Below are 11,320 nucleotides of genomic sequence, written 5' to 3'. Positions count from 1 at the left end.
CCTGTGGGGCGGGGCGGACAATGAACAGGCCATCCGAACGCTGCGCCACGCCCTGGCCATCGGTATCAACTTGATCGACACCGCGCCCGTGTACGGCTTTGGCCTGTCCGAAGAGCTGATCGGCAAGGCCCTGCGCGGCGTGCGCCACAGCGCGGTGATCGCGACCAAGGCCGGGCTGCAATGGGACACCGGCACACCCCGGCGCAACGCCACGGCCCAGCGCATCCGCAAGGAAGTCGAAGACTCCCTGGTGCGCCTGCAAACCGACTACATCGACCTGTACCAGATCCACTGGCCCGACCCGCTGGTGGCCCAGGAAGAAACCGCCGATGAACTGGAATGCCTGCGCCGTGAAGGCAAGATCCTCGCGGTCGGCGTGAGCAACTATTCCTCCGCGCAAATGGACGATTTCAGCCAGTACACCGCACTGGCCACGGTGCAGCCGCCCTATAACCTGTTCGAACGGGCCATCGACAGCGACATCCTGCCCTACGCCAAGCAGCATTCCCTGGTGGTGTTGGCGTACGGGCCGCTGTGCCGAGGTTTGCTCAGCGGCAGCATGCACTCGGCCACGCGGTTTGTTGGCGATGACGTGCGCAAGCTCGACCCCAAGTTCAAGGCCCCGCGTTTCGAACAATACCTGGCCGCCGTGGCCGCGCTGGATATGTATGCCCGCGAGTGCCACGGCAAATCGGTGCTGGCCCTGGCCCTGCGCTGGGTGCTTGATCAAGGCCCGACCATCGCCCTGTGGGGTGCCCGGCGCCCGGAGCAGTTGAAAGGCTACGAAGAAGCCTTCGGCTGGCACCTGACGCCCGAAGACCTGACGCATATCGACCGTATCCTGGCCAGCACGATAAAAGATCCGATCGGCCCGGAATTTTTGGCCCCGCCCAAGCGTTAACCCTGCGACAGGGATGTCGCCAGCAACACACACAACATCCCTGTACGTCGAGGTTTTTGCATGAAGCGCGGTTCCGTAGTCACGATCGCTGGTGGTTTGCTCTGTGGGTTGGTGCTCGTGGGGGCCTGGAAGTGGCGGGGAAACCCGGATGCCTTGTGGCAGACCGTCAGCCAGCAATGTGTGCCCCACCAGCAACAGCAGCTCAAGCCCGACCCCTGCCTGGCGGTGGACCTGGACCGCGGCTACGTCCTGTACAAAGACCGCAACGGCCCGCTGCACAACCTGCTGATGCCGGCAGACAAGGTCACCGGTATTGAAGACCCGGCCCTTGGCCGCGAGCTGCTGCCGCATTACTTCACCCAGGCCTGGCAACATCGGCGGGTGTTGTCCGAGGGCTTGAAAAAACCAATCGCCGATCAGTTCGTCTCGGTGGCGATCAACTCTCGCTACGGTCGCTCCCAGAACCAGTTGCACGTGCATATCGCCTGCCTGCGCCCGGACGTCTATAGCACGCTCAACCAGCAAGTGCTGGATGAGCAGTGGCGCACGCTACCGGTGCAGTTGATGGGGCACACCTACAGCGCCCGGCTGCTGTCGGCGGCCGATGCCGAGCTGCGCGACCCACTGGCAGTGTTGCGTGATTACGTGGATGCCCAAGGCGACTCGATGAGCCAGTACAGCTTGTTGATGGCACCGCGTGCCGATGGCAATTTCGTGCTGCTGAGCACTCATGTCACGTTGAGCGAGCTGAACCTCGGCTCGGCTGGCGAACTGCAGGACTATCGCTGCGACCTGATGAGCCAGCTGTAAACCGACAAAAATCACCACAACGACCTCTTTGGAGCATAAACGACACCGCCGCAAACTTACCCATTGAACGACTGTTCAGTTTGAACTATGTTGACCGTATCCACCCGTTTGTCACGTAACGGGTTCGCGCTGTTTCTTCTTGAACGAGAGGCTCTGGCATGCGGTTTTCCCCCTTCGTCGAACGAATTGCAGGGCAGGGCGTAGCCGCCTGGGACATCCACCACGCCGCATTCCAAGCGGCCAGCCAGGGCGATGACATCATCATCCTCAGCGTTGGCGATCCGGATTTCGCCACGCCCTCCTTCATTACCGACGCCGCCGTGGGCGCCTTGCGCGAAGGTGACACCCACTACACCGAAATTCCCGGTCGCCCGGCATTGCGCGATGCCATTGCGGCACGCTACAGCCAGACCCTGGGCCGTCCGCTGAACGCCGACAACGTGATCACGGTGGCCGGTGCACAGAACGCCTTATTCGTGACCTCCCTGTGTCTGTTGCAAGCGGGTGATGAAGTGTTGGTGCTCGACCCGATGTACGTCACCTACGAGGCCACGCTCAAGGCCAGCGGTGCGACACTGGTGCGTGTGCCCTGTTCGCCGGAATCCGGCTTTCGCCTCGATGCCCAGTTGCTCGGCGCAGCCATCACACCGCGTACGCGGGCAATTTTCTTCTCCAACCCGAACAACCCGACCGGCGTGGTACTCAACCCGCACGAACTGCAAGCCATTGCCGACCTGGCCATCGCCCACGACCTGTGGGTGGTGGTGGATGAGGTCTATGAAAGCCTGGTGTTCGACGGTGAGTACCACAGCCTTGCAGCACTGCCGGGCATGGCCGAGCGCTGTGTGGTGATTGGCAGTCTGTCCAAGTCCCATGCCATGACCGGCTGGCGCATTGGCTGGATCATCGCCACGCCGCAGATGGTCGCCCACGCGGAAACCCTGGTGCTGAGCATGCTCTACGGGCTGCCGGGCTTTGTGATGGAAGCCGCCACCGCCGCCGTGCTGGCCCATGACGAGGTGACCCAGGGCATGCGCGAGATCTATCGGCGCCGACGCGACCTGGTGGTGAGGGGGCTGAGTGCGTGCCCAGGCATCCAGGTGCAGGCACCGCAAGCCGGGATGTTTGTGCTGGTGGATGTGCGCGGCACCGGCCTGGGCTCCCTCGACTTTGCCTGGCGCCTGTTTCGGGAAGCCGGGGTTTCGGTGCTCGACGCCGCCGCCTTTGGCGAGCCGGCCCAGGGCTTCGTGCGCTTGTCGTTCACCCTGGGTGAAGAGCGCCTGAGCGAAGCCTGCCAACGCATCGTGCAGTTTGTCGCCAAGCTGGCCGGTGAGCCGCGTGTTGCCGCGGCGCCCAGGATCGAAGGCGTGCCGCCGGCCGCAGTCAAAAAGATGATCGAGGTCATCGACCTGCACAAGCGCTTCGGCAATATCGAAGTCCTCAAGGGCATTTCCCTCACGGCCCACGAAGGCGACGTGATCTCGCTGATCGGCGCCAGCGGCTCGGGTAAAAGCACCTTGCTGCGCTGCATCAACATGCTCGAAGTGCCGGACCAGGGCAGCATCCATGTGGATGGCGAAAGCATCAAGCTCAACTACGGTCGGCCCGGCGCGCCTCTGGTCGCAGATGCCAAACAGCTGGTACGTATCCGCTCGACCCTGGGCATGGTGTTCCAGAACTTCAACCTGTGGCCACACCGCACGGTCCTGGAAAACCTTATCGAAGCCCCCACCCAGGTCCTGCGCGAAAGCCGTGCCGAGGCCATCGAACGCGCCGAAGCCTTGCTCGACCGCGTCGGCCTGGCCGCCAAGCGCAACGAATACCCGGCGTTCCTCTCCGGCGGCCAACAGCAACGGGTGGCGATTGCCCGTGCGCTGGCCATGCGTCCCAAAGTCATGCTGTTCGACGAACCCACCTCGGCCCTCGACCCGGAATTGGTGGGCGAAGTGCTGCGGGTGATCCGCTCCCTGGCCGAGGAAGGCCGCACCATGATCCTGGTCACCCATGAAATGGCCTTCGCCCGGGATGTGTCGTCGAAAGTGGCGTTTCTGCACCAAGGCATGATCGAAGAAACCGGCTCGCCGGATGCGGTGTTTATCGACCCACGCAGTGAACGTTGCCGACAGTTCGTCAACGCGCATCAAACTCGCTAACTCCATAAAAAGACGGGGCAAAATCATGAAATCCAAGCGTATGGCAACGTGGTTGAGCAGTGCTGTGTTGATGTTGGCTGCAGGCTTCACCCAGGCGGCGGAAAAGCCCATCGTGTTTGCGGTCGCCGCGGAACCCTATCCGCCGTTCACCGTTAAAGGCGGCAACGGCCAGTGGTCCGGCTTTGAAGTGGACTTGATCCACAAACTCTGCGAAGGCATGAAAGCCGAGTGCCAGATCAAGGAAGTGGCGTGGGACGGCATTATTCCCTCGTTGCTGGCGAAGAAAATCGACGTGATTTTCTCGTCGATGTCGGTGACCGATGAGCGTGAAAAACAGATCGCTTTCAGCCGCGCCTACTACGATTCCCTGTTGGGCGTTGCCGGCCCCAAAGGCAGCGAAGTCGAGATCTCCCCGGCGGGCCTCAAGGGCAAGTTGATCGGCGTGCAGATCTCCACGGTCAGTGCCAACTACCTGAAGAAGTACTACGAAAACATCGCGGACCTGAAGTACTACGACACCCAGGAATCGGCCAACGCCGACCTGATCGCCGGGCGTATCGACTACATGATGGCCGACGACACCGCCATCGCCATGATGGTCAAGACTCCGGAAGCCAGCGGTCTGGCGCATATTGCCAGCGTGCCTTACGACCCGATCATCGGTCGTGGCGTCGGCGCCGGCCTGCGCAAGGAAGACACTGCGCTCAAGGCGCGGCTGGATAAGGCCATCGGCGAATTGCTGGTGAGCAAGGACTACGACGACCTGTCGCAGCACTATTTCGGCTTGTCGGTCAGCCCGTGCAAGCGCGGTGACACCCCGGCGTTTGTCAGCAAGACCTGTGACAGCCCCTATCAACAAGTCGCCCAGAAGACCGAATAATGCTCGACCTCTTAAGCTTCGGCGAACAAGGGTGGGGCAATGCGTTGCTCAAAGGGTTATGGATGACCCTGCAAATCTCCGCCGGCTCGTTTGCGGTGGGTGTGTTGATCGGCCTGGTGGTGGCCTGCGCCAAGCTCAGTGCGCCACGCCCGATTGCGCTGCTGATGCGCGGCTACACCACGCTGTTTCGTGCGGTGCCGGAACTGCTGCTGATCCTGTTGCTGTATTACGCCGGGTCCATGGGCCTCAACGCGCTGATGCTCGGGATGGGCTTCGAGCAGATGAACATCAGCGGCCCGCTGGTGGCGATCCTGGTGTTGGGCCTGGTGCAGGGCGCCTACGCGTCGGAGATCTTCCGCGCGGCGATCCTGGCGATTCCCCACGGCCAGATCGAAGCGGCGCGGGCGTTTGGCTTGAGCGGGTTTGGCCTGTTCCGCCGGGTGACCTTGCCGATCATGGCGCCGTTCGCCCTGGCCGGCATGTCCAACCTGTGGATCAACCTGATCAAGGACAGCGCCTTGATCAGCGTGGTCGGCACTAACGAGTTGCTGTACACCGCCAAGCAGGCGGCGGGCTCGACCCGTCAGTATTTGCTGTTCTACCTCACGGCCGCCGCCTTGTATTACCTGGTGACGCTGGCTTCCAACTACCTGTCCGGGCGCCTGGAGCGACGAATCCGTCGCTGGATGCCGGTTGTCGAGTGAGCGGGCCATGCCTGATTGGATAAGTTACTACGCCGGCCTGATCGCCAAAGGCTTGCAGACCACCTTGTCGCTGCTGGTGATTTCGGCGGTGTTGGGTTTTGCCCTGGCGGTGCTGGTGGCGTTGGCGCGGTTGTCGCGGCGTAAATGGCTGGCCCGTGGCGCACTGGCCTACACCAGTGTGTTGCGCGGCACCCCGCTGCTGATCCAGATCTACATTTTCTACTACGGTCTGGGCAGCCTGTTTGCCCAGTTCCCGATGATTCGCGGCAGCTTTCTGTGGCCTTACTTGCGTGACGGTTACTGGTACATCGTGTTTGCCCTGGTGTTGTCGGTGGGTGCCTACGTCGGCGAAGTGATCCGCGGTGGCCTGCTGGCGGTGCCCAAGGGCGAAATGGAAGCCGCCTCGGCATTCGGCATGACGCCACGCCAGGCCTTGTTGCGCGTGCGTTTGCCACGGGCGATGCGCCTATTGTTGCCGACCTTGGCGGGGGAGACGGTGATGTTGCTCAAATCCACCGCGCTGGCCTCGACCATTGCCGTGGTCGACCTATTGGGCGCGGCCAACGTGGTCCGCGCGCAGACCTTGCAGATCTACCAGCCGCTGCTGCTGGTGGCGGCGGTCTACCTGTGCCTGACCTTCCTGATCGAAGGCGTCTACGCCATCGCCGAACGGCGCGGTACGCCGCTGCGCAGGTCGGCCGGATGAAACAGGACCGCTCGTTGCAAGGGATTGCCCTGTGTTCGCTGGCGTATTTGTTCCTGGCGTTGCAGGACGCGGTGGTCAAGTGGCTGGTGGCCGATTACTCGGTGTTCACCATCCTGTTCTGGCGCAGCCTGGTGGTGGTCGTCGCGTGCTTGATCGCCGGGCGCATGGGCCTGGTACGCAGTGCCTGGACGTCGGTGAGCCGGCGCTTGCTGATCATTCGCGGGCTGTTGTCGTTGCTCGCGTGGTTGCTGTATTACACGGCGGCCAAGGACCTGAGCCTGGCGGAAATGACCACGCTGTACTTTTCTGCGCCGATCATGGTCACGCTGCTGGCTGCGCTGATCCTCAAGGAGCGCGCCAGCCGGGGCCAATGGATCGCGTTGATAATCGGCTTTGTCGGGGTGGTCATCGCCTGCCGTCCCACGCATATGCTCGACCCGTGGCCCATCGCCCTGACGTTGGGCGCGGCGTTGTGCTGGGCGTTTACCTATATCCAGTTGCGCCAGGTCGACCCGAGCAGCTCGGTGCTGGAGCAAATGCTGATCACCAACGTGGTGTTTGTGCTGTGCATGGGCGTGACCTTGCCTTGGACTCACACACCGGCGCCCGCGCCGGCCTGGCTGGGCATGTTGGCGGCCGGCTTGGTTGGCGGCATCGGGCAATTCCTGCTGTTTGCCAGTTTTCGCCGCGCCACGGCAACCTTACTCGCGCCATTCGAATACACCGGGCTGATCTGGGCGTTCCTCCTGTCGAGCCTGGTGTGGGGCACATTGATGGATGGCTCGCTGATCATCGGCGCGGTGTTGATCGCCATCAGCGGCACCTTGGCCATGCTCAGCGCACGGCATCCGGTGTCACAGGACGTGGTCGGCGCCGAATGCACCCTGACGCAACCCCTGTACCCAGCAGCGGCAGATGTGCAGGCCGTTGGCGGGGCTGAAGGTGCCGGGGTTGAGGCACCCCTCGAGCCAGAGTCCGTCGAGCATCGCCGATAAGCCGATGGCGGCCAGGTGGCTGTCGTGGATCACCAGGTTTTCACTGCGGGCCAGATCGTCCAGCAGTTGTTGGATTAATGCCAGGTAGGCGTGGTAGCTGTTTTCGTGGGACTGGTTCACATGGGGCGAGTGACGGATCAGGCTCCAGAACACCACCCACACGCCCAGCAGGTCGGGGTCCATGACCCGGGGCGAGAATGAGGCGCTGAGGAATGCATCCAGGCGCGCAGCAGGGCCTTCGGCCTGTTCCACGTGCGCCCAGAGGGCACTGGTCAGTTCGTTGGCCAGCTTGTGGTAGGTCTCGGCAATCAGCGCGTCGATGCTGCCGAAATGGTGGTTGAGCAACCCCACCGACACCCCGGCCTCGGAAGCTATACGGCGCACGGAAATCCCCGCGTGCCCATCGCGCGCCAGGCAGGTGAGGGTGGCAGCAATCAGCAGGTCCCGGCGTTCGTCGGGATCGGCACGGCGCAGTTTGGGCAGCTCGGGGGTCATGGGCAGGCCTTGGATGGAACAGCACAGCGCTCAGGTTAGTTGAACATGTGTTCAATCTCTACCGATTAATTGATCAGAGGAGGGCAAGGCATGGCGAAAGACCTTTCGTGGCAGGTGACAGGCGATTCCGGCAATGTGCTGCACATCGGCGCCTGGCGTTTCGACGGCGACGGCTGCGGGCCCAAGGTACACCTGCAGGCCGGTGTGCACGCCGACGAAATCGCCGGGATGCTGGTGCTGCATCAACTGCTGCCGCGCTTGCAGGCGTGCGCCGAGCAGGGCCGACTCAAGGGGACGGTCACGGTGGTGCCCCAAGCCAATCCCTTTGGCATCGGCCAGTTTCGCCAGGGCCGCCTGCTCGGGCGTTTCCACGAAGCCACCGGGCAGAACTTCAACCGTGCTTTCGATTGTTCGCTGGCCATGGCGCGCCCGGCGAGCAACCTGGCGCAATGGCAGAAACGCCTGGTGCAACTGGCCGCCGATGCCGACTTGATTCTAGACCTGCACACCGACGACGAGGCGCTGCCCTACCTCTACATCCACCGCAGCTTCTGGCCCGAACAAGGCCTGGCACTGGCGGCAGCATTGCAGGTGGACCTGGTGATTGTCTGGGATGAAGGCGGTGATGGCTCCTTTGAAGAAACCCTCATCAACCACGCTTCACCGCAACTGGCCGCCACTATTGAACTGCGCGGGCAGGCAGACGTCAGTGATGCCCTGGCGCAACAGGACGCCGATGGGCTGTGGGCGTGGTTGTGCATCAATGGCGTGATCGACGAGGTGGCCAACATTGCTGAATGGCAAGGCGACGTGGTTGACATGGGCTGCATGGAAACCGTCCTTGCCCCTTGCGCCGGCGTACTGGTGTTCGAAAAGGGCCTGGGCGATGACCTGGAAGAAGGCCAGCGTTTCGCACGCATTATCGGCCGCCTCGGTGACCCGACCTCCGAAGTGACCCTGCACGCCGCCCAGGCCGGGCGGCTAGTCACACGCCACCGCGAACGCCTGGTGGCGCAAGGCTCGGTGGTCGCCAAGTTCACCGGTACACGTTTATCCGACAGCTACAGCGGCGGTGTGCTGGACCCGTAGCGGCGCCTGCAACTGCAGCCATTCGCGCGGGCTGGTGCCGATCTTGCGCCGGAACGCACGGGCCAGCGCCGAGGGGCTCTCGTAACCAACCTCATCGGCGATCAGCGCGATGGGGCGACCTTCACGCAGGCGTTTCTGCGCCAGGCTCACGCGCCAGCTCAGCACATAGTCGGCTGGCGTCTGGCCGACCACTTTATGAAAGTGCGCGGCGAAACTGGCACGGGACATGTTCGACTCAACCGCCATTTCCTGCACGGTCCATGGGCGTTCGGGGTTGTTGTGCAGCAGGGTCATGGCCCGCGCCAGGCGCAGGTCGGCCAGGCCCGACATCATGCCGGTGGTCATGCTGTGATAGGCCATCATGTGGCGCAGGAACTGAATCACCATCAGCTCGAACAGCCGGTTCATCACCGCCTCGCGTCCGCAGTGTTCAGCGAAGGCTTCATCGAACAGCCAGTCCAGCGTGCCGGCGATCATCGGGATCTGCTTGAGCGGCATCACGATGGTGTCGGTCAGCGCCACGGACAACGGGTTATCGATGCCCCCATCAAAACGCAGCGAAGCCGCCACCACCTGGGCGCCATCGGCTTTGGCCGCCACCAGCCGATGGGGCAGGGGACGCGGCACCAGCACCAAACTGGGTTCGGGAATGCGCAGGGTGCCGTCGGGCATTTCCAGGCTGGCCTGGCCGTCCTTGAGCAGGTAGACCCGGCCGCGCTGCTGCAGATCGCGGGTGTCGAGGGCGCCGTGCAGCGGCCCACTGTGAAAGGTATCGGCACCGATGCCGAAGTGCACCAGCAGTGTGGACAAACGATCCATGACTCACCTGATTTCAATTAACGATCTATTTAGACGATCTGCGCCATATTGTCGACCATTAGCCTCCATTTGTAAAATACGCTTCGGCATCATGGCCTCACGTTCAACGCCTTGAGCGCCCACCCCCAACGGAGCAAACGTTCATGAAAACCTTCAAGTTCTCCCGCGTCGCCGCCGCCCTGATCACCGGCGCACTCGCCCTCGGTGTCGCCACCGCCAGTGTTGCCGCCCCACAGAAAGCCACCGTCGTGCTGGTGCACGGCGCGTTCGCCGACGCCTCCAGCTGGAACGGCGTGATCGCCGGGCTCAAGGCTGAAGGCTACCCGGTGGTCGCCGTGGCCAACCCGCTGCGCAGCGTCAAGACCGACTCGGACTACGTGGCCGATATCGTCGAACACACCCAAGGCCCGGTGATCCTGGTCGGCCATTCCTACGGTGGCTCGGTGATCTCCAACGCCGTGCATGGCAGCAGCAAGGTCAAGGCGCTGGTCTACGTCGCCGCCTTCGCCCCGGAAAAAGGCGAGACCGCGTTTGAGCTGTCCGGCCGCTACCCTGGCGGCACCCTCGGCCCGACCCTGGACAAACCCGTGATTTCCAAGGACGGCGTGACCGACCTGTACATCCAGCAAGACAAGTTCAACAGCCAGTTCGCCGCCGACGTGGCGCCCAAGGAAGCCCAGTTGATGGCGGCCGGGCAACGCCCGATCACCGAAGCTGCGCTGAAGGAACCGGCGGGTGACCCGGCCTGGAAAACCGTGCCGTCCTACTTCATATACGGTTCAGCGGACAAAAATATTCCCGAGGCCGCGCTTAAATTCATGGCTGACCGTGCGGGCTCCAAGGAAACCGTGGACGTAAAGGGGGCTTCCCACGTGGTGATGGTGTCGAACCCGGCGCGGGTGGTGGCGATCATCAACGATGCGGCCAAGGCCAACGCGCAGTAACCAAAAGAGTGGGGGCCCAGGCCCCCATTTTGTTATTGATCGAACGGTGAACCGCGCTGCTTCAACCGCCGCATCGCACTGTCCAGATGCGCCCGCGCACTGGCCGGGTCGCCTTCACGCATCTGCTCATACGCCACCTGCGCCACCGCCGGGGCAATCGGCTTGAGCGGCTGCCCGCTGGCCATGGCTTTCAACTGCACCTCGGCCGCCCGCTCCAGGTAGTACAGATCATCCCAGGCTTCGGCGATGTTCGGCGCAGCCACCATCACTCCATGATTCTTCAGGAACAGAATGTCGGCATCGCCCAACGCTGCAGCGATACGCTGACCTTCACGGTTATCCAACGCCAGGCCGTTGTAATCCTCATCCACCGCCGCGCGCCCATAGAACTTCAACGCCGTCTGCCCCAGCCACAGCAAGGGCGGGCCTTGCAGCAGGCACAGTGCCGTCGCATTCGGCATATGGGTATGGAACGCCGCCTTGATGCGCGGCTGCTGTTGATGCAGCTGGGCGTGGATGTAGAACGCCGTGGCTTCCGGCGTGCCGTCGCCGTCGATCACGTTGCCATGGAAATCACACACCAGCAGACGGGACGCAGTGATTTCCTCAAAGGCGTAGCCGAACGGATTGACGAAAAACACATCGTCATGCCCCGGCACCATCGCCGAGAAGTGATTGCAGATGCCTTCTTCCAAGCCATGCAGCGCCGCCAATTGCAGGCAAGCCGCGAGTTCTACGCGGGCTTCGATGGCGGCCAGGCTATCGAGATTCCAGCGCCCGGCGCGCGGGCCAAGGGAGGAGGGCGTGAAGGTATGGGCCATGGT

At 62.8% G+C, this 11,320-nt stretch carries 11 protein-coding genes and 1 pseudogene; 9 read left to right on the top strand and 3 right to left on the bottom strand.

What is annotated here, in order from left to right:
* The first annotated feature begins 1 nt into the window (after position 1).
* The 7 genes from HX823_RS12920 to HX823_RS31965 all read left to right on the top strand — a co-directional run bounded on the left by HX823_RS12920 (position 2) and on the right by HX823_RS31965 (position 7,149).
* On the top strand, positions 2 to 901 hold the full coding sequence (locus HX823_RS12920; protein WP_256350102.1) for an aldo/keto reductase: 900 nt from the start codon (positions 2 to 4) through the stop codon (positions 899 to 901).
* 60 nt (positions 902 to 961) lie between these two features.
* A complete protein-coding gene (locus tag HX823_RS12915) occupies positions 962 to 1,711 on the top strand; it encodes a CDP-diacylglycerol diphosphatase (RefSeq protein WP_177075091.1) in 750 nt (249 codons plus the stop codon).
* Between the two features lie 158 nt (positions 1,712 to 1,869).
* Positions 1,870 to 3,864 (top strand): aminotransferase class I/II-fold pyridoxal phosphate-dependent enzyme, encoded by a 1,995-nt coding sequence (locus tag HX823_RS32165; RefSeq protein WP_177075090.1) that lies wholly within the window; start codon positions 1,870 to 1,872, stop codon positions 3,862 to 3,864.
* A 25-nt stretch (positions 3,865 to 3,889) separates the two neighbouring features.
* Positions 3,890 to 4,744 carry a transporter substrate-binding domain-containing protein gene (locus tag HX823_RS12905; protein WP_025999693.1) on the top strand — a complete coding sequence of 285 codons (855 nt, stop codon included), beginning with the start codon at positions 3,890 to 3,892 and terminating at the stop codon, positions 4,742 to 4,744.
* On the top strand, positions 4,744 to 5,448 hold the full coding sequence (locus tag HX823_RS12900; protein WP_038850535.1) for an ABC transporter permease: 705 nt from the start codon (positions 4,744 to 4,746) through the stop codon (positions 5,446 to 5,448). The genes HX823_RS12905 and HX823_RS12900 overlap by 1 nt, the downstream gene beginning before the upstream one ends.
* A 7-nt stretch (positions 5,449 to 5,455) precedes the next feature.
* Entirely contained in the window at positions 5,456 to 6,154 is a 699-nt protein-coding gene (locus HX823_RS12895) for an ABC transporter permease (RefSeq protein WP_038850537.1), read from the top strand.
* Complete coding sequence (locus HX823_RS31965; protein ID WP_038850538.1) at positions 6,151 to 7,149, top strand: DMT family transporter; 999 nt, start codon at positions 6,151 to 6,153, stop codon at positions 7,147 to 7,149. Before HX823_RS12895 ends, HX823_RS31965 begins: the two co-directional genes overlap by 4 nt.
* On the opposite strand, the pseudogene HX823_RS12890 reads toward HX823_RS31965, so the two are convergent.
* Positions 7,105 to 7,644: pseudogene (locus HX823_RS12890) on the bottom strand (TetR/AcrR family transcriptional regulator); the annotation flags it as partial. The gene HX823_RS31965 and the pseudogene HX823_RS12890 overlap by 45 nt on opposite strands.
* Before the next feature lie 90 nt (positions 7,645 to 7,734).
* On the opposite strand from HX823_RS12890, the gene HX823_RS12885 reads away from it, so the two are divergent.
* Positions 7,735 to 8,733, top strand: a complete 999-nt coding sequence (locus HX823_RS12885; RefSeq protein ID WP_177075089.1) for a succinylglutamate desuccinylase/aspartoacylase family protein — start codon at positions 7,735 to 7,737, stop codon at positions 8,731 to 8,733.
* Here the strand turns inward: HX823_RS12885 and HX823_RS12880 are convergent.
* Entirely contained in the window at positions 8,695 to 9,552 is an 858-nt protein-coding gene (locus HX823_RS12880; RefSeq protein ID WP_177075088.1) for an AraC family transcriptional regulator, read from the bottom strand. The two genes, HX823_RS12885 and HX823_RS12880, sit on opposite strands and share 39 nt — an antisense overlap.
* Positions 9,553 to 9,695: 143 nt before the next feature.
* Here HX823_RS12880 and HX823_RS12875 point away from each other — a divergent pair, with 143 nt between their 5' ends.
* Entirely contained in the window at positions 9,696 to 10,496 is an 801-nt protein-coding gene (locus tag HX823_RS12875; RefSeq protein WP_177075087.1) for an alpha/beta fold hydrolase, read from the top strand.
* A gap of 32 nt (positions 10,497 to 10,528) precedes the next feature.
* Here the strand turns inward: HX823_RS12875 and HX823_RS12870 are convergent, their stop codons facing one another.
* Positions 10,529 to 11,317, bottom strand: a complete 789-nt coding sequence (locus tag HX823_RS12870; protein WP_177075086.1) for an aldolase — start codon at positions 11,315 to 11,317, stop codon at positions 10,529 to 10,531.
* Between the last annotated feature and the right edge of the window lie 3 nt (positions 11,318 to 11,320).

Source organism: Pseudomonas sp. P7759, assembly GCF_013386445.1.
GTDB lineage: Bacteria > Pseudomonadota > Gammaproteobacteria > Pseudomonadales > Pseudomonadaceae > Aquipseudomonas > Aquipseudomonas azotoformans_A.
This window is presented reverse-complemented; position numbering and strand designations above follow the sequence as displayed.

What these genes read in the sequence shown, in the direction of transcription:
- HX823_RS32165 (WP_177075090.1), top strand. Translation starts at nt 1,870, where the DNA reads ATGCGGTTTTCCCCCTTCGTCGAACGAATTGCAGGGCAGGGCGTAGCC.
- HX823_RS31965 (WP_038850538.1), top strand. Translation starts at nt 6,151, where the DNA reads ATGAAACAGGACCGCTCGTTGCAAGGGATTGCCCTGTGTTCGCTGGCG.
- HX823_RS12880 (WP_177075088.1), bottom strand. Translation starts at nt 9,552, where the DNA reads ATGGATCGTTTGTCCACACTGCTGGTGCACTTCGGCATCGGTGCCGAT.
- HX823_RS12875 (WP_177075087.1), top strand. Translation starts at nt 9,696, where the DNA reads ATGAAAACCTTCAAGTTCTCCCGCGTCGCCGCCGCCCTGATCACCGGC.
- HX823_RS12885 (WP_177075089.1), top strand. Translation starts at nt 7,735, where the DNA reads ATGGCGAAAGACCTTTCGTGGCAGGTGACAGGCGATTCCGGCAATGTG.
- HX823_RS12905 (WP_025999693.1), top strand. Translation starts at nt 3,890, where the DNA reads ATGAAATCCAAGCGTATGGCAACGTGGTTGAGCAGTGCTGTGTTGATG.
- HX823_RS12895 (WP_038850537.1), top strand. Translation starts at nt 5,456, where the DNA reads ATGCCTGATTGGATAAGTTACTACGCCGGCCTGATCGCCAAAGGCTTG.
- HX823_RS12900 (WP_038850535.1), top strand. Translation starts at nt 4,744, where the DNA reads ATGCTCGACCTCTTAAGCTTCGGCGAACAAGGGTGGGGCAATGCGTTG.
- HX823_RS12870 (WP_177075086.1), bottom strand. Translation starts at nt 11,317, where the DNA reads ATGGCCCATACCTTCACGCCCTCCTCCCTTGGCCCGCGCGCCGGGCGC.
- HX823_RS12915 (WP_177075091.1), top strand. Translation starts at nt 962, where the DNA reads ATGAAGCGCGGTTCCGTAGTCACGATCGCTGGTGGTTTGCTCTGTGGG.